The organism is Chitinophagaceae bacterium, assembly GCA_016713085.1.
Classification (GTDB): Bacteria; Bacteroidota; Bacteroidia; order Chitinophagales; family Chitinophagaceae; genus Lacibacter.
On the sequence record JADJPV010000006.1, the window covers coordinates 169,070 to 187,048 of the forward strand.

17 protein-coding genes and 1 tRNA gene are annotated in these 17,979 nt (G+C 39.6%); 6 read left to right on the top strand and 12 right to left on the bottom strand.

What is annotated here, in order from left to right; translation table 11 throughout:
- Window positions 1–126: 126 nt before the first annotated feature.
- The 5 genes from IPK31_21515 to IPK31_21535 form a co-directional block, all read right to left on the bottom strand.
- The gene (locus IPK31_21515; protein MBK8090266.1) at window positions 127–1,377 is read right to left on the bottom strand and encodes an S-adenosylmethionine:tRNA ribosyltransferase-isomerase; all 1,251 of its coding nucleotides are present in this window, start codon (window positions 1,375–1,377) and stop codon (window positions 127–129) included.
- A 143-nt stretch (window positions 1,378–1,520) separates the two neighbouring features.
- A complete protein-coding gene (locus tag IPK31_21520) occupies window positions 1,521–1,895 on the bottom strand; it encodes a hypothetical protein (GenBank protein MBK8090267.1) in 375 nt (124 codons plus the stop codon).
- A gap of 10 nt (window positions 1,896–1,905) precedes the next feature.
- Complete coding sequence (locus tag IPK31_21525; protein MBK8090268.1) at window positions 1,906–3,159, bottom strand: hypothetical protein; 1,254 nt, start codon at window positions 3,157–3,159, stop codon at window positions 1,906–1,908.
- 9 nt (window positions 3,160–3,168) lie between these two features.
- Window positions 3,169–4,497 carry a DUF4270 family protein gene (locus IPK31_21530; protein MBK8090269.1) on the bottom strand — a complete coding sequence of 443 codons (1,329 nt, stop codon included), beginning with the start codon at window positions 4,495–4,497 and terminating at the stop codon, window positions 3,169–3,171.
- Window positions 4,498–4,618: 121 nt separating this feature from the next.
- Complete coding sequence (locus tag IPK31_21535; GenBank protein ID MBK8090270.1) at window positions 4,619–5,674, bottom strand: galactose oxidase; 1,056 nt, start codon at window positions 5,672–5,674, stop codon at window positions 4,619–4,621.
- 527 nt (window positions 5,675–6,201) lie between these two features.
- Here IPK31_21535 and IPK31_21540 point away from each other — a divergent pair.
- From IPK31_21540 to trxA, 3 genes are all read left to right on the top strand, one after another.
- Complete coding sequence (locus tag IPK31_21540) at window positions 6,202–7,083, top strand: histidine kinase (protein ID MBK8090271.1); 882 nt, start codon at window positions 6,202–6,204, stop codon at window positions 7,081–7,083.
- Window positions 7,080–7,886, top strand: a complete 807-nt coding sequence (locus IPK31_21545) for a response regulator transcription factor (GenBank protein ID MBK8090272.1) — start codon at window positions 7,080–7,082, stop codon at window positions 7,884–7,886. The genes IPK31_21540 and IPK31_21545 overlap by 4 nt, the downstream gene beginning before the upstream one ends.
- A gap of 75 nt (window positions 7,887–7,961) precedes the next feature.
- Window positions 7,962–8,339: a thioredoxin gene (gene trxA / locus IPK31_21550; GenBank protein ID MBK8090273.1), complete on the top strand. Its 378-nt coding sequence runs from the start codon at window positions 7,962–7,964 to the stop codon at window positions 8,337–8,339.
- 33 nt (window positions 8,340–8,372) lie between these two features.
- On the opposite strand, the gene IPK31_21555 is transcribed toward trxA, so the two are convergent.
- The 5 genes from IPK31_21555 to IPK31_21575 are packed head-to-tail and all read right to left on the bottom strand — an operon-like array spanning window position 8,373 to window position 14,043.
- Window positions 8,373–9,182, bottom strand: coding sequence for a GHKL domain-containing protein (locus IPK31_21555; GenBank protein MBK8090274.1), 810 nt, complete (start codon window positions 9,180–9,182; stop codon window positions 8,373–8,375).
- Window positions 9,179–11,716 carry a hypothetical protein gene (locus IPK31_21560; GenBank protein MBK8090275.1) on the bottom strand — a complete coding sequence of 846 codons (2,538 nt, stop codon included), beginning with the start codon at window positions 11,714–11,716 and terminating at the stop codon, window positions 9,179–9,181. Before IPK31_21560 ends, IPK31_21555 begins: the two co-directional genes overlap by 4 nt.
- Before the next feature lie 17 nt (window positions 11,717–11,733).
- The gene (locus IPK31_21565) at window positions 11,734–12,123 is read right to left on the bottom strand and encodes a hypothetical protein (protein ID MBK8090276.1); all 390 of its coding nucleotides are present in this window, start codon (window positions 12,121–12,123) and stop codon (window positions 11,734–11,736) included.
- Between the two features lie 9 nt (window positions 12,124–12,132).
- Entirely contained in the window at window positions 12,133–12,915 is a 783-nt protein-coding gene (gene mazG / locus IPK31_21570) for a nucleoside triphosphate pyrophosphohydrolase (protein MBK8090277.1), read from the bottom strand.
- A gap of 3 nt (window positions 12,916–12,918) precedes the next feature.
- Window positions 12,919–14,043, bottom strand: coding sequence for a DUF3667 domain-containing protein (locus IPK31_21575; protein ID MBK8090278.1), 1,125 nt, complete (start codon window positions 14,041–14,043; stop codon window positions 12,919–12,921).
- Between the two features lie 191 nt (window positions 14,044–14,234).
- Between IPK31_21575 and IPK31_21580 the strand changes: the two genes are divergently transcribed.
- From IPK31_21580 to IPK31_21590, 3 genes are all read left to right on the top strand, one after another.
- Window positions 14,235–15,077, top strand: coding sequence for a hypothetical protein (locus tag IPK31_21580; GenBank protein ID MBK8090279.1), 843 nt, complete (start codon window positions 14,235–14,237; stop codon window positions 15,075–15,077).
- Window positions 15,078–15,166: 89 nt separating this feature from the next.
- Window positions 15,167–15,239: transfer RNA gene (locus IPK31_21585), tRNA-Gly, on the top strand.
- 157 nt (window positions 15,240–15,396) lie between these two features.
- Window positions 15,397–15,645 carry a GIY-YIG nuclease family protein gene (locus tag IPK31_21590; GenBank protein ID MBK8090280.1) on the top strand — a complete coding sequence of 83 codons (249 nt, stop codon included), beginning with the start codon at window positions 15,397–15,399 and terminating at the stop codon, window positions 15,643–15,645.
- Window positions 15,646–16,653: 1,008 nt separating this feature from the next.
- Here the strand turns inward: IPK31_21590 and IPK31_21595 are convergent.
- Both IPK31_21595 and IPK31_21600 read right to left on the bottom strand, forming a co-directional pair.
- Complete coding sequence (locus tag IPK31_21595; protein ID MBK8090281.1) at window positions 16,654–16,857, bottom strand: hypothetical protein; 204 nt, start codon at window positions 16,855–16,857, stop codon at window positions 16,654–16,656.
- Between the two features lie 48 nt (window positions 16,858–16,905).
- Window positions 16,906–17,928: a glycosyltransferase family 2 protein gene (locus IPK31_21600; GenBank protein ID MBK8090282.1), complete on the bottom strand. Its 1,023-nt coding sequence runs from the start codon at window positions 17,926–17,928 to the stop codon at window positions 16,906–16,908.
- Between the last annotated feature and the right edge of the window lie 51 nt (window positions 17,929–17,979).

Here is a 17,979-nt window from a genome sequence, read left to right on the forward strand (position 1 = left end):
TCAAAGGTAAGTTTTGGGGAGAAATGTGCAATAAAATGTTGGCAATAGAAAACAGTCGTTAGTAGTTACTCTTTAGCCGATAGTTACCAACAGACAGACTGCACACTCCTAACTATCGGCTAAAGACTATCGGCTTTCTCGCCCAATCCATAACAAACTCCCATCACCATAGCTCAGGAAACGGAAATCATGTTCAAGGGCATAGTCATAAATCTTTTGCCAGCCGTTAGCCATCGGGCCATTACCAACAAGTGCCGCTACCAGTAATAATAAGGTAGAATTGGGCTGATGAAAATTAGTGATGAGCGCATCAGCAATTCTTACAGTATAGCCAGGTGCAATCAGAATTTGTGTATGACAGATCAATTCATCCTGTTCATGTTTCTGCATCCAGCTGAGAAGTGACTGCAGTGCAGTATCAACAGAAACTGTTTGCTGTGGCAGATCATAAACATCCCATTGCTGAATTTCCAGTTCATTGATTGTTGCAGATGGATGGCTGTGTGCCTTCACTCCCATCCAGTATAATGTTTCCAGTGTACGCAATGAAGTAGTACCAACCGGAATAATTGTTTTTCCCCCATAGCTGAGAATAGTTTCAATGGTTGACTGTTTAACCTGTATCCATTCCCTGTGCATATCATGTTCAAGCATGGTATCACTTTTCACCGGGCGGAAAGTACCTGCACCTACATGCAGTGTAACATGTTCTTCTGCTATTCCTTTTTCCTGTAACTCTTTCAGTAATGCATCAGTAAAATGTAAACCTGCTGTTGGTGCTGCCACACTTCCTTCATGTTTGGCATATACAGTTTGGTAACGTTCATAATCTGCCTTTTCTGTTTGGCGCTGCAGGTATGGCGGCAAAGGAAGAACCCCGGCATAATGTAAAATTTCAGCAAAGCTGATCTCATTATTCTGCCAGGAAAATTCAATTAGAAAATTATTTGCGTTTCGTTCAATCAATTCCGCATATAGTGTAAGCTCTCCATTTTTTGTATGCAGTTTTTTTTCAAGCAGTGATTGTTTCCACTTACTTGCTCCACCAACCAAACAGTTCCACCGAATCTTTCCTTTAGCGATCATCGCCTGTGTGAGCTCAAGATCATCGGCAGGTTCTAAACAAAAAATTTCGATGATGCTGCCACTTGCTTTTTCAAAGAGCATTCTTGCTTCAATAACACGGGTGTTATTGAAGAGCAGCAAAGTATCTTTTGGAAGATGTGAACAGATGTTACGGTAAACATCCTCACTGATTTCCCCATTTTGATAAATGAGCAGTTTGCTCAGATCTCTTTCTGCCAGTGGATAACGGGCAATCCGTTCATCGGAAAGCTGATAGGTAAAATCTTTGATCTGCAATTGCGATGGGTGCATGCTGCGAAGATCGGTGATTGGGAGAAATGAATAAACGACTTTATACAAATGTCTTACTTCCCCAATTTATTTCAACAGCCAGAGCTATACTTTAAAATATACGGGTACAAAAGCAAGCTGTGAACAATGCCGTTCACACTCTCTCAATTCACCATCCTCATCCAGTTAAGAGAAACATCCATAAACAGCATCCGGTCGATGGTAAGAATAATGCGGTTTGAATTCTTATCTGCAAACCTGATTTTCACAAAAGCGGGCTGCCCGTCGGATACAGCATAGATGACACCTTCATAGCGTTTTTTCTTTGCATTAAAGGAAAGATGCTTTACAACTTCATAACCCACACTGTCTTCTGCACGGACAGAAGATTTGATAACGGCAGCAAACTCATCAGCACTTACCTGCTTAATTTCATACTGCCTCGTACTGTCGGCAGAATACCAGGTACCGGTTAAGCTTTGTGCCTGTAAACCACTGATGCAGACAGCCAGTAAAAATAATACACACAGTTTTTTCATGTTATTTGTATTAATTATACCTCCCGAATTTTCTTGTTCCATACCAGAGATCTTTTAAAGTGATGCCGATTGAATACTGCAGGTAATTTTCCATGATCTGGTTACGGGATGGCTGTCCACGTTTTCCAAATTCCATACTTGCATTGATGCCGATGAGCGGGGAAATATTTTTGCCTGCTCCAAGTGTAAAGGCATATTCTCTCAATGCTGAATGATTGATGACGATGTATGACTGTTCCATCCGCACACCGCAGGCGAGGTAAAATTTTTCAATGCTGTAACCGGCCACATCCATTTTTTTACTGTACTCAATTCCTGCATTCAGTCCGTATGCATCTTTCACAGTTGCTGTGCGGTAACTTAATTTCTGCGCAGGCCACTGATGATAACTGCCCTGCACATGCAGCGACAATCCACTCTTCTTGGCAATGCTGTAACCCGCAACAAATGAAACCGGCAGCTTCATCGAAATATTTTCCGGCTCCAGTGATTTAATGATGGAATCATTCTCCACATAATCGGTTGTATTCTGCCCTTTCAGTTTTGTGAACAGTGAAGCAGTTACTCCAACCGTATGCTGCCATTTTTTTCCGGGCTTTGAATAATACTGCAACCCAGTTTGCAAACCGGCAGCATTGTAAAATTTATATTCCTTTTTTGTTACATCCAGTCCTATTAACGGATTGTAATACTCTGTGCTGTTCTTTAAGGACCCAAAAAGCCAGGAAGTTGTAACACCCACAGACAGTCCACGTTTAATTTCTTTGGCAATGGAAAAATAGGTTTTATAAATTCCCCCGCTCCCATCTACATAGCGTATATAATCAACACCTTCATTTTTAATGGCAGCCATTCCTGTGTATTGATAATTAACACTGCTGAATGGTTTTAATCCAACAGCAAAAGCAACAGTTGGTGTTACTTTAAACGAAAGTGCTACACGTTTCACCACAAAATCTTTCGATGGATTTGTAAACGTATCTGTACCCGTTAATTTAAAAATGCCCGATCTTCCTCTTGTTGTAAAATCAAGGTTCACCGATTTATAAGGAATTACTGTAAGCGAAGCCGGGTTGGAAAAATTATAGAAACCAATTTCCCTTCTTGAAACACCTGCATTACCGGAAGCACTGAAGCGTCCATAATCATTGTTTTCAATGTCACCAATTCCCAAAATGGAATAAGGAGAAGATACATTTTGTGCCGTCGCTTTTACTGAACTGAAAACGATTATACAGCATATTAAAAAACAGTTTTTGTTCATACGCATCATTTATAAACCAAGTACATAAAGTTTCAGCTGCACACTGTGGCCCGCTGTTTCATCATTTACAATTAAGCGCTGCGGACCTGCATCGAGACTGTTTACAGAAGGAGACAGCAGCAGGGCCGATTTCGAAAACTGTCCTTCTTCCAGTTTTGTATTGATAAACGATGTGATATCGTAACTGTAAGAAGTGTTTTCACCATAGAGTGCATCAATATACAGGCTGCCGGTTTGCAGTGCAGGCGTGGTATTACCATCATACATACCACTAATGAGAACATTGGTTTCATCGGTTGTATACAGGTTCAGTTCTGTCGGTAACAGGTATGGAAAAACAGATGACCGGCTGTCGGGCTTTACCAGCAGCACTGCTTTCATGATTTTTATATACGGATGTAATTCTTTCAGGGTTAACAGATCAGGGAATGAAATTTTTATCATTGAACCTGCTGCTGTATTTAAAAAAGATTTATTTCCCGATGCAGTGCTTGCAATCAGTTGTGTTTTGTTACTGATAAAGGAAGAGAAGTTTGCATTGCCGGGTGTAAACAAAATCTGGCTAAACTGCCTCACAGCCGCAAAACTGAAGTTGAGATATTTTTTCCCGGGATCAAGTCCGGGTTCATGATAGGTTAAACGGATAAGCATTGAATCGGAAGCAGCAGTAAAGTAAGCCAGTGAAGCTGTTTGCACTGAATCGGTGGTAATACAGATGCCTTTAAAATATTCGATGAATGCATCATAGCTTGAAACTTCTGTATTATTGGCTTTTAATTTTTCCAGCCATTCACGCCCCAGCGCATCAGATAACTTTACTGAAACGGCAGTGCCTGATCTTCCGTATAAATTCACTGTCCGTTCGCCAATCGGAACAGGATCGTAACCGAAGGATGAAGTATTGTAGAAATAATCGCCCTTTTCACTGTTCACAATATTTTCAGTAAGACGGTGTACTGCCAGTTTCATGGTTACATTACTGTCGCCATAAAAATTTACGGTTGGTTTTATGATCAGTTCCAGTGAATCAAAAATGGCATCTACATTATAAACTGTATTGGATGATGGCAGGTTGATCTGTGCAAAGGCCCTGGCTCTCATCACACCAAAATCAGGATCAGTATGATAACCTAAACAAAAAACACTGTGAGAGGAAGTTAAAAACGAATCAATTTTAAACGTAGCAATATCTGCTTTGTAACTGTCGATATAAGTAATGTTGGGATCTGCTTCTGAAGCCGTTTCACCAAAGTTGATGTTTACTTTTTCGCAGGAAGCAAACAACAGGATCAGTAAGAACAACGAAAAAAAACGGCTGCTGTGTTTGCTGTAAATCATGTGAAATTGTTTTGTTTGGATTGTTTGCTGTTACTGAGTTATATACAGGGCATGACAGGTTTTGCCGTATTTCCTGTGAACCTTATTCATTATTAACCATTTGCCATACCCTGTATAAAACTTAATTATCGTTATCATCCTGTTCTGTAGAAGGAAAGAATTCCCAGAGGTCATCAAAACGGTAACTGCTGTTATGCCCGGTAGTAATATATCCCCTGTTATTGATTGTAAATGCTACAGCTCCTTCTCTTGCAGAACCTTCAAAGCCTGTTTTCTGTAACCAGATATCAGTGGCCATATCATATTCCCATGTTGTACCAACTACACCGCTGATGCTGCCAACAGAGAGATAGGCTTTGCTGTTCATTACAAAAGCCACTGCATTGCTTCTTGTTATATTGGAACCATAGTCATCATCATAATCGTCATCACTTGCACTGGTGATTTTTCTTTTCTCTGTCCAGGCATTTGTCGTAGCATCATACATCCAGAAATCATTGAGGTAACTTCCGTTATTGATTCCTGATAAGATATAAGCCTGTTCATTGTACACAAAAACAACAGCATCGGTTCGTTTGCTTCCGGTTAAACTTGCTTTCTGTGTCCATGTATTTGTTGTTGGGTTATACTCCCATAAATCTTTCAGGTAGTTGCCATCATAACCGGTGGAAACATATCCTTTACCTCCAATGCTGAAAGCGACTGCACCATACCTTTCTGTACCGCCGAAATCTGCTATCTGTGTCCATGTGTTTGCTGCAGGATCAAATTCCCAGAAGTCTTTCAGTTTCCTGATACCATCATAGCCTGTACCAACATATCCTTTTCCATTGATGGTAAACGCAACGGCGCTGTTTCTTGCAGTGCCGGGGAAATCAGCTTTGCGGATCCATGTTCCCGTTGACTGATTAAATTCCCAGAAATCCTGAAGTCGGTCAATTCCATCATATCCACCGCCCACATATACTTTGCTTCCGATTGTGAATGTTACTGCTTCTGTACGTCCTACACCTTCAAACTCCGAACTTCTTTTCCAGTTGCCAACTACATCTGTATCGGTAGTGCTTGTTTTGCTGCAGGAGGAAAGAACAGCTATTACAATGAATAATATAAGCGTAACTGCTAAATAGCTTTTGTTTTGTTTCATGTGTTCATTTTTATTTGTTTTGGGCCACATAGTATATCCTTTGATTTCGCAGCAAATATTTTTCAAAACAGCGTCAAAGAAAATGTTAAAGGGATTAAAGAGGGCAAAACAATATTTAAAAAGGACAGATTTACAGCTGAAAAAAAGAATCCGTTATTCAGCTTACACAATGAAAGAACTGTTAGCATTTATTAACAGTAAGTACTGTTAAAGCTCCCGCAGAAAGTTTTCAGAACAGCTTCCGTTACACAACTTTGCGGCTTATATTAAAACAGGATGAGTGAACTGCTGAAAGAAAAGAAAATACTGTACAGGCTGATTGTAATTGCTCTTGTTACCACGCCACTGTTTGGCCTACTGGGTGGAACACCTTTCCTGCGCTTTGAATTTGATAAACTGAATTATTTTCTGCCGGGTATCTTCTTTAATTTTTCCATTACTCTATTAATCTGGGCCGTAAATATTTCACTGCTGCTGCTTTCCTGGAAATTTCATTTCCTTGAAAAATTATTCCCCGCTCACTCATCAGCATTGTTCTCTGTATTTCAATTTCAATTTTGCTTTCTTCTTTCTTCAGTAAAAACTTTCCACCACCACAGATCAGGTTTACTGCAAAAAATACTCAGGGAGATAAACTGATGCCTTCTCCTGTGTTGATTAAAAACGGGCTTCTCTTTACAAAAACAGATACAGGTTTTAAATCACTTACTCCTGATGGCAGGGGAATACCACCCCGGCGTTTCTTCTTTTTTCCGCAGGCGGTTCATGCATTAACGATCAATATTATTGTTTTGATCCTGAGCGAATTGATTTTGCTGTATTTCAAAAAGCAAAAAATTGAAGACGAAAATGTTTCACTGAGGCAGTTCAACCTGGAGGCAAAAAACAATCAGCTGAAAATGCAGTTACATCCGCATTTTTTATTCAACTCACTAAATACACTTCGGTTACTGCTGAAGAAAGATGCTGATAAAGCAGAAGATTATTTACTGAAGCTCTCGGATGTGCTTCGTTTTTCAACTACGTCAGCATTAGAACCGGCAGTAGATGTTGCCGATGAATTAAAACTCTGCTTAACCTACCTGCAAATGCAGAAAGTACGCTTCGCTGATATGCTGCATTTTTCTGTAACCAATGAACAGTTATTTTCAGCTAAAGGAATTGTACCTGTGTATTCTTTACAAACACTGGCGGAAAATGCCATCAAACACAATGCATTTTCAATTGAAAGCCCACTGTTCATTTATATTGACTTTGATGAAACAACCAATACAATCACTGTAAGAAATAAACTGCGCAGTAAGCAACTGATTGAAAGCTCTACTAAAATTGGTTTAACCAACCTGGCAGAAAGATACCGGCTGCTGGGTAATGAAACAATAAACATTTCAGATAACGGAGAAGAATTTGCAGTGAGTATTAAAATACTTTACTGGTGAACAGCATCAATCTTACAGCATTTCGTAAACCAAAAACAATCACTATGCCGATGAATATCGTTTTAATTGAAGATGAAAAAATGGTTTCAGATGATCTGGCTGATATTCTTCAGTCGATTGACAGTTCTATTATCATCAGTAAAACCATCAGCTCAGTAAAAGAAGCACTGGACTATTTCAAAACAGATACATCCACACAATTAATCTTCAGTGATATTCAATTAGGTGATGGTTACAGCTTTGAAATTTTTCATGCATTAAATACTACTACGCCTGTTATTTACTGCACAGCTTATAACCAGCATGCACTGGAAGCATTCGACAATAACGGTATTGCTTATGTGCTGAAGCCTTATACAAGAAAAACAATTCTGCAGGCATGGGAAAAATATAAAATGCTGCAACAAACTTTCAAGCAGCCTGTTAACTATGATGATCTGCTGGCAACCTTAACCGGCAGCAACCACAAGCCTCAAACCCTGCTGGTAAACAGTAAAAACAAAATTATACCTGTAAAAATATCCGACATCGCCTGCTTTTCAGTTGAGTATAAAACAACTTCATTTATTACGTTCAGCAACCAAAAATTCAGCATCAGTCACACACTTGATGAGCTGGAAAAAATCTGCGGTGCGGCATTTTTCAGGGCAAACCGTCAGTATCTTATCAACCGGGAAAGTATTAAAGAAGTGGTGCATTACAGCCAGCGAAAACTGTTTGTAACACTGGTGGTTAACACAACGGAAGATGTGATCATTAACAAAGTAAAAAGTACAGGCTTTTTAAACTGGCTGAAAGGATAGTCCACCTGTTTACCGTGTAACAAAAATCACTTAACCCTTTTCCTGTCTTTCTTAACTTTGCAGTAAAGAAAAAATATGGCAACAATCAAACTTACCACACAGGATTTTAAAGATAAGGTGTTTAACTACGAAACAGAGAAAGATTGGAAACATGCGGGTGCTTTACCTGCAATTATTGATTTTTATGCCGACTGGTGCGGACCCTGCAAAATGGTAGCGCCTGTGCTGGAAGAATTATCAAATGAATATGAAGGAAAAATAGTGATCTACAAAGTAGATACAGAAGTGGAACAGGAGCTGGCCGGAGTTTTCGGTATTCAGAGCATCCCGACTTTTTTATTCATTCCGGTTGATGGAGCCCCAATGATGCAACCGGGTGCGTTTCCTAAAAAAGTATTTAAAGAAATCATTGAAGAACAGCTGCTCAAAACAACAGTAAAAGAAGACGAATAAGTGATTGCATAACGGTCAGCTCTGGTTTACTGATCAGTTAATGACAGGCAGCTCCACAAAAAAGGTGCTGCCTTTTTCCTGTTCTGTTTCAAACCAGATCCTTCCTTTCATTTGCTCCACAATACTTTTACACATAGCTAAACCCAACCCTGTGCCTGACGTTTTGGTAGTAAAGTTGGGATAGAATATTTTTTCCTGCAGCTCAGGTTTCACTCCATTGCCATTATCCTGTACACGAATCAATGCAACATTTCCATTTCGTCTGAAGTCGATTTTTACTTCCGGTTCTTTACCTGCTGCTACAGCTTCAATTCCATTACGGATAAGATTGGTGAACAAACGGTTGAGCTGTGTTTTATCAGCCATTACAATAACAGGTTCGCTATTCTGATCAAAACTTACCCTGCCCTCTTCTTCCTGCATGCTGAAAAGATCTACTACTGATTTTATTGATTCACCAAGACTGACTTCTTCCAGTCGTGGGTTTCCGATATTGGCAAAGCTTGAAAAATCAGAAGCAATATTGGATAAATAATCAATCTGCTCCACCAGTGTTTTGGCTACACTCTGCGAAATATTTTTTGCATCGGGCGAATTGGAATCAACTGCTTTCTGCAGGTATTGAATACTAAGCTTCATTGGTGTAAGCGGATTCTTAATTTCATGCGCCACCTGTCTGGCCATTTCACGCCATGCACCTTCCCTTTCACTTCTTGCCAACAGGCTTGCACTTGCTTCCAGTTTCTCCACCATTCGGTTGTACTCCTGCACCAGTTCACCAATTTCATCATTACGCTGCCAAACAATTGCTTCATTCTCTTTCCCCAGTTTAATTTCTTTCATCTTATCACTGATGATAGAAAATGAATTGTGATACGGCTGGTAACAAAGAAGGCAATCAATCCTGCAATTAAGAAAATAAATGCATTAAGGTTGATGAGTGTTACAAGGAAGTTAGAGATTTCCTGTTTCAGTTCATTTTGCGAAGTGAAGTAAGGAATGTTCAGGTAAGCATATGTTTTCCCAGCTTCGTCACGCACCGGAACATAAATGCTCATGTAAGAACGGGTGCCTACTTTTTCATCTTCAATTGTTTGAATAAGATACTCTCTTGATAATTTATAATAAGCCAGTGGATCTGTTTTGCGGCTCAGCAATCCCTTGTTATAATAGTAAGGCTGCGAAGAAATTTTCAGGTTACCGCTGGGATCATAAATATTAACATCCACCCCGTGTATTTCAGAAATATGATTCACTTTAATCTGAAGTTCACCCGACGACATATCATCGTAGAGTTTCAATACATCATCAAAAATAGCATGTTCAGCAAGTGCCGCTTCCACTTCTGTTTTCATAATTGCAATGGTACGTGTAAGCCGTTCTTTATTATTGCGGCTGTGCCGGTTTATAAAAAAGAAAATGGTGGATGCACCAATTACCACGAATGAAAAAATACTGATGCCGATAATGGTAGAATGTACCTGGGTGCGGAATGTTAACTGCAAATGTTTTTTCCAGTTGGAAGGGCGGAAGCCAAACTGTGTTAAAAATCGGATGAAGCGGAACAAGGCACCCATAAACAGAAATACACAAAATAAATAGGCAAATAAGGTAATTGTTTCCAGCCACCTGTTTTGTGCTTTTGCAACTACCACTGTCAGGTTTGCCGAGGCTGAATACCAGAGTTCACTGTACCCGTTTTTATTAATGCGTGTATAAGAAGGTTGTTCTGTTTGCTTACGTGTAAGATGAATGGGGAAAGGATAATCGTTGAAACTGCTGATAAGTTCGTTGCTTTTATAAATGGCGTAGGCATAGGCCGGCATATTTTCCGGCACAAGGTTGAATGTTTTGGAAAAAAGTTCTGGTGAAAATTTTTCATCTGAATAACGCTTGGGTCTCGACAGAATAAATACATACCCAATCGGTTTCCCTATTGCTGTATCCATTACTTCCTTACGGGCGATATAATAAAATTTATCAAACGACTCTTCATGATACAGCCAGTCCCTTGCAGTTGTTGGTGTACTCTGCAGTTTGTAAATGGTATTAAGGCTGCTGAAAGAAGTTGAATCAGAATTATACAGCGGTTGTTCTGCACCGTCAAAGGTGAAAATTTCTGAATCAAACTTATTCAGGTAGCCTGTAAAATTTTCATTGATTAAACTGTCTTTTAAAAACTGGTTACTGCCACTGATGCTGAAACGGGAAAAATTATCCTGCAGGAAATCGCTTCTGAAATTACTGAGTGCAAGGCTTAACAGGTTTTCAGCCGAAGGATCAGTTTGCAGACTGAGTTTTTCTGCCATACGAACCCTGTCTTCCCACTCCTTTTTTGCATTATCATTAATGAGCAATGCAGTTAAGGAAACAGAAAAGAAGAACAGCCAGAAAATTGTTCTTCCACCCGATGGCAGAAACTTGATGTTTTTACTGTGAAACCTGAACAGCAATGCAATTACTAATAACCAGATCAGTAAGCTGAGATGAAAAGAAATGGCTTCTGAATTAATAGTAGCAGTTAAATAAATCAATCCAACAATGGCTAAAGAAATTTGCTGCGGTACAATTTTATTATAACTGAACTCTTTAAAAAAATCAAATAACCAGTCGATCAATAAAAAATAATTGAGCGCCAGTGTACCCAGCACACAAAAACCGGCAAAGCTGAAAACGGTTAAACTGAAGAAGCTGGTTACATTAAATGATATCTGCGAATCAGCAACAAGACTGCGTACAATATCACCAAACAGGATGGTTACTGCAAAGAGCAGAACAGCAGCAACAATTAGCCCTGCAGTAAAATTAAGCCTGATATGAATGGCCGGTTTTCCTTTTCCGTATTTCCGCATAAACAGCAACACCCATAACAGCAGAAAGGAATTAATCAGCAAATCACCCAATGACTTCAGAATATTATTTGACCCGTACACAGCAGGGTCAAACAATTCAAACTGGCGGAAATTTAACGGCACCGGAAAAAAGTAACTGCTTATACGAAGCGATAATATACAGGCGAGCAGAAACAGCAGCCCGAACAGGTAAGAACGTTTTATTGCCAGCTCAGCAGCCACTTTGTGCAGAAAAAACAGGAAGCAGAAAATAGCTAACAACCGAAGCACAACCGTAATCCAGTTAAGCGGCTGTGCAGAACTGTTCCTGTCTCTCAGCCAGAACAAAACCGTTCCGTCGTTACTGTTTACTGCAAGAGAGGTTGGAACAATATCACTGATAGAATAATACTTATCAATTCCATCGAAATAAGCAAAACCGTTACTGAGATAATTGGTGGTAATAAAATAATTCCATTTAACCGGAATCAGTGCCATTGCAAGACAGGTGCGTCCGTTTTTCAGTGTACAGGTTTTCTTGTACACCGTGTAATAACCATTGATCAGCTGTTCAAACCAAACACCATCGGCCCGCTGCCATAATTCATTGCCGGGTAAAATGGTTTGTGTATTCCAGAATACGGTTTGAATACCTTCTGCATTTTCATTGGCAACAAAATGAAATAATCTTTATTCAGCAGTTTCTGAAAAGAAGCTTTGCTGTATTTATTGCTGCTGAGGCGCTGCAGCAGTAAGGTATCTTTTAATATTGTATTGAAATCTTTTTCTCTTTTATTCACCGATCCCTGCAATGCACTCTTTACCTGTGCAGGCGCAGAACTGTACGACCAGTAATATTGAAACAGGTAAGAAAATGTCAATGCCCATCCTGCCAATAAAAGCAGAAATCCATTTTTGTATAAGAACTGGCGGATGGTTTGAATCTTATTCAATGTTTACTGTTATGCTTCCCTGTTTTTAATTTTAATGCGGTTCCAGATGCCGTCCATTTCTTCAAGCGTCATATTCACTAATTGCTTTCCCTCACCCACTGCCTCTTCTTCCATTTGCATAAACCGTTTAATAAACTTGCGGTTGGTACGTTCCAGTGCATGGTCGGCATCAATCTGCAAAAACCGTGCATAATTAACTAATGAAAAAAATACATCGCCCAGTTCTTCTTCCATTTTATCACGGTCATTCAACTGCACCACTTCTTTCAGTTCATTTATTTCTTCTTCTATCTTTTCAAACACCTGATCTTTGTTCTCCCATTCAAACCCAACCTGTTTTACTTTTTCCTGTATGCGGATGGCTTTCACCATAGAAGGCAACCCTTTCGGCACGCCACCCAGCACAGATGTTTTTCCTTCCTTCATCTTCAGTTTTTCCCAGTTGCGTTTTACATCTTCTTCATTACTCACTTTAACATCACTGTAAATATGCGGATGACGGCCAATGAGTTTTTCACAAATACCATTGAGCACTTCAGGCAAAGTAAACTGCTGCTGTTCGGTTCCGATCTTTGCATAGAAAACAAGGTGCAGCATTAAATCGCCCAGCTCTTCTTTTATATGCTGCCAGCTATTATCATCAATAGCATCGGCCAGTTCATAGGTTTCTTCGATGGTTAAATGCCTTAGCGACTCGATTGTTTGCTTTTTGTCCCATGGGCATTTTTCCCTCAATTCATCCATTATCTTCACTAATCGTAAAAAAGCATCCGAAATTTTTTGTTCTTCCATAACTTAAATATTAAAAAACGAATAAGAGAATAAACCAACAAACAGAAAACTGTTGATGAAAAGCGCTATAAATAATAACAGGAAATACTTAATGATTGTTTTAGCCCTGCCCTGCTGGTACATGCGGCGCATGGCTTTGTACAGATAATAAAACATGTACAGCCACAGAAAACCGGATATCCATTCAAAATCATTTACACCCGTAACTTTCTGCAGTTTATTAACACTGAAAATTAGCAGCAGGATTAAAAATGCAAATACAAACAAATGAATGGTAAATACAAGGTGGCTCACATAATAAAATTGTTTTCTTCTTATATACAGCAATAAAAGGATCAGTGCAAATAAAGGCAATGATACAAACAGCATTTTCGGTAATGAATGCAGGGCATGTTCAAACAATGCTTTATTAAATTTTGAATAATCACCCCCATACTTTTCATCCACAATAATAAGCCGGCGTTGAACGGCCCGTTGAATCCAATGATCTCTTTCTTCTGCAGGAAGGCTGTTCTGCGCAGAATCATAAGCAGCCATTGTTTTGTATTTAGTTTTCCTTTTGGCACTTGTACTGTCTTTCTCTGTTGTACTGTCTTTGTCACCTTTGCTCCATTTGTAAATACTATCCTTTGATATCCAGTTTTTACCATTGCCGCCTGGCATGATCTTTTCAATCAATGCAGAATCTTCTTTTGTGTCTACTGCATTTAAAGCTGCTTCTTTTGCCTCATTTTGTGTTACGGGCTTGGTTACTTTAGCAGCTTTTTTATCTGAGTCAGTTACTTTAAATACTTCCGGTGTTTTTTCACTTTCGGAAAAAAAACTGAAAAACATGATAAAGAAAAAGGCCGACGTAAACACATACATTCTTACCGGGTTCATATAACTGGCACGGCGGCCACGCAGGTATTCAGCAGTAAGGAAACCGGGTTTAAATAAAAGATAGCGGAGTGAAGCAATGAACTTTCCTTCAAAGTGAGTGATATCGTTGAAAAAATGCACCACCAGTCCCCATGCCGTTTCTTTCGGCTCAATATTCTCCTGCCCGCAAACATGGCAATAACTGCCAAATACCCTTGCATTGCAGTTAAGACAGTTTTTTTCTTTCCGTTCCTTTCCGTGCGACATCTCTTCGAAGTTTTGCTAAAAATAGAAAATCGGGGTCAACTTTAGCAAAGTTTTGAGCCCCGGCTCCTTTTTTACCGGAATGAGCTGCCCTTCAACGAAATTCTATCCGCAATTCTGCGTTATAATACCGGCTTCTCAAAAGGCAAAAAAAACCAGAAAGTATATCCACTTAAAATATCTTTGAGCCTATCATGCAAACAAAACATCTTCCATTTATCCTGTTTATCCTGCTTTCAATTCCTGTTGCCGGTTTCAGCCAGTTTTATCATAAAGACATTGTGAGTCTGAAACAAACCACCGATCAATTAAAGATTTACAAAGCCAATAAGGTAAAAAAAGTAGTGCTGAATTCTTTTGAACCAAGTGGCGAGCCTACTGATAAGTTTATCTGCTTCCAGGAAGTTTCCCCTTCCTTTAATTTTATTAAAACATACAGCCAGTCGGCGCAAACCATGCAATCGGTGCTCAACAGCCAGTTTAATTTTAAAGGACAGCTCATCCGCAGTGCCGACAGTTCCAATACCACCCTGAATGTTTCATCGTATACTTATGATGCTTTGGGGAGAATGGTTTCTGTTGAATCAGTTTCGCAGGCCTATGCCTACCAGACTAAAGAAATTGAAAAACATCAGTGGTTTTACGACACAACCGGTTTCCCGGTAAAAATGCTGCGGATCAAAAACAATACAGACACGGTTGAAGTACAATTTAAAGCCGATGAAAAAGGAAATGTTGCTGAAGAAGTTTGGCGCAGCAAGGGAGTTGAAACGCAATCCTACTTTTATTATTACGATGAGCAGAAACGGTTAACGGATATTGTTCGCTATAATGACCGGGCAAGAAAGTTATTGCCTGATTATATTTTTGAATATAACGAGCAGGCACAGCTTACTCAAATGACCACCGTACAGTCGGGCACCAGCAATTATGTTACCTGGAAATACCAGTACAACCCGCAGGGGTTAAAAACAAGGGAAAGTATTTACAGCAAACAGAAGGAATTAATGGGCTATATCACGTACAGGTACGAATAAAAAGGCGGGGCCTTTAAAAAAAGTTGGGTGAGATGTTTTGTCAATTAGTGCTGCTTCTTTACATTTGCAACCCAATCGTTCTTTTTCAAGCGGAAGTAGCTCATTTGGTAGAGCACGACCTTGCCAAGGTCGGGGTGGCCAGTTCGAGCCTGGTCTTCCGCTCAGTTCCCGCCCAAGGCGGGATTTTTTTTCACCTTCTTGCCCCGGTGGTGGAATTGGTAGACACGCAGGACTTAAAATCCTGTGACCCGCAACGGTCGTAACGGTTCAACTCCGTTCAGGTGCACATTGAAAGCAAAGAAACTTGCGTTTTTTGTTTATGCACTTTGTATATATTTTATACTCCCAAAAATGCGATCGCTATTATATTGGCTTTTCTGCTGATGTGATGGCCAGGTTAGACCGTCATAATACAGGGAAAGTAACCGCTACTAAAAATTGCAGACCATATATTTTAAAAGCTGCAAAAGAATTTCCTACTGAAACGGATGCACGGAAAGAAGAATACCGTTTAAAGAAGATGAAAAGCAGAGTTTATCTTGAAAAATTAATTGAGGGGAATTGGTAGACACGCCCCGATCTATAATCGGGGTGACCCGCAACGGTCGTAACGGTTCAACTCCGTTCCGGGGCACATTGAAAGCAACGAAAGTTGCTTTTTTTGTTTTAATACTTCTTTCAACTTATTCAACGACAACAACTATTCACTTCTTTCAAATTCAGGTAGCGGTATTAAACTGATTACTATCATACTAAAGTTTAATAATTCGCAGCATTTACTTTTAAAAATGATTATATTTTAGTGCAGGTAAGAACACAAACAAACCTGTTAATCGAAACGATGATACAGTCTATCGATACCCATAGAGTGAAAATTTTGAAACTGGTTTTGTTATTACTATGTATTTCACTTTTTATTGTATCTCTATTTTTGTTACCCTTCACGATAGAAGGTGACAATCCAAAACCATGGCCGATTGGATTATGGTGTTTTTTACTGGGATGGTTGACAGTTGCGAATGGTGCAGGTATTTCCTGGCTGGCAAATCCATTTCTGATATTAAGTTGGTTTATGTTTCATCGAAATATCAAGACTACAATATGGCTAAGTGCGTTTGCGGTATTCTTTTGTTTTTCCTTTATGTTTTTTCATGAAGTTGTCACTAATGGAGCAGGACTTACTAAAAAAATAACTGGTATTGGAATCGGATATTACGTTTGGCTAAGCAGTAGTGTTATAACTTTTGTCTCAACTATCATTCTTCTAATCTTTCAAAGTAAGCAATCTTTTATACATCCGCATAAACTGGATTCTTAAGGCACTTAAGATTAGCTAATGCATCAGTCGAGTCCGGCAATCAACATTTCCAAGCTATTGAAGGGCGCACCTGAACCAGCTGAATGATTATCCTTTCAATCTTGTTAATCCCATAAATCCCGGTTCAGACAATTAGCTGCGAAGAATTCCCGGAGTACAAGTGTGCGACGCAACAAACGATTCATTGAAAATATACAGCCGGTATCAACGCAATAAAAAACCGCCTTTGGGCGGTTTTTTCTATTAAAGAAGAATTTCTTATTTATACTTTGGTGTGTACAAAGAACTTTCAGGTACTTCTACAGCTGGCTTACCTGTGTAACGTGAGCCATACAGTTTGTAGCATCCGCCGAGTAAAAAAGCAGCGATACAAAAGATCTGTACATAAAACAGAAAACGGGATGAAATAACCCAGTTACTGGTAATGTCCTTGTGCTTTTGATCAATTATTTCCTTTGCCATGTTGGTTAATTTTCGTTGCAAATGTAAGGGATGATTGGAAACATCCGGTTATTTGGTCTTCACAATTTCAGAAAAAATTCTTGTTTTTTTTATGAAATACTTCCACACAATACTCCCCCCGTACACCCCCTGTAACGGAGCATATCCGATCCTGTCCTTTTTCTGTTTACCCAGGAACCATGCAGCAAAGGCAAAGTGTGCTTTGTAAATGGCTTTCCAGTAGTTGGTATTTCCTGTACTGAGCAGGGTTTTCCATGCTGAGATGGCATCTAAACAAATCCGCAGGGGCAGCTTCCAGATCAATTGCTCTAAAGGCATGTTGCGGGTGATCATGATGAGGTTATTCCGGAAGTTGAGAAACACTTTCAGCGGGTTACCTGTTGGCAATGTGCCGCCTCCTACATGGTACACCACCGATTGCGGACAAACATAAATAAGATAACCGGTCCGCTGCATCCGCCAGCAAAGATCAATTTCTTCCTGGTGGGCAAAAAAGAATTCGTCGAACCCACCCAACTCATGATACAGGTCTGCTTTTACAAACATCGCTGCACCGCTTGCCCAAAAGATGGGTGCAACATCATTGTACTGACCATGATCTTTTTCAAGCACATCAAACACCCGGCCTCTTGAAAAGGGATAACCCAATGCATCGATCCATCCTCCTGATGAGCCTGCATATTCAAACATTTCTTTGTTCTGATAAGAAAGGATTTTCGGCTGGCAGGCGGCAACCTTACTGTTGGCTTCCATCAGTTCCACAATGGGTTCAATCCAACCAGGTTCAACTTCCACATCACTGTTTAAGAGTACATAATAATCTGCTTTGATTTGCTGCAGGAAAAAATTATAGCCTCCTGCGAATCCATAATTCTTGCTGCTGGTAAGGATTTCAACCATTGGAAACTGCTGCTGCAAAAAAGCAACTGAATCATCGGTTGATCCATTATCGGCAATAATAATCCGTTTGTTGATATAGGTTGATGCAATAACGGAAGGGAGGAACTGTTGCAGGAATTTTTGACCATTCCAGTTTAAAATAACAACAGCAACAGAGGGTTGATGGGACAAGTGTGAAAATATTTTTTCAAAAATAGCTGTTGCCAGCCAAACCTTGTCTAA